This window comes from Gilvimarinus sp. 1_MG-2023 (genome assembly GCF_030548285.1).
Genome location: NZ_JAUOSC010001905.1, coordinates 1 through 229 on the forward strand (window position 1 = coordinate 1; position 229 = coordinate 229).

Annotated in this window: 1 protein-coding gene; it reads left to right on the top strand. The window is 40.6% G+C overall.

Going from position 1 to position 229, the window contains the following annotated elements; translation table 11 throughout:
• Positions 1–42: 42 nt before the first annotated feature.
• Positions 43–229, top strand: a 187-nt coding sequence (locus Q4563_RS23320) for a class I adenylate cyclase (protein WP_303606242.1), incomplete at its 3' end; no start/stop codon positions are given.

Genomic DNA, 229 nt, shown 5'->3' on the forward strand with positions numbered 1-229 from the left:
CGAATCAACTCACAACACAAAAAAATAAAAAAGATAATGCTGTTGGAAGATTATGCCGTCAATGGTACAGCCTACCCACTTGCACTTGACTATAAATCAATTGTACATCAATCAGAGCCATGTGCTGATGAGGTGGACAGCTATCTTCTTATTTACACACGTATTGAAGTATACTTTACCACAACCAATCAAAATGACCGGCTAGATCTCGCCCGGCGCTGCTTCTACT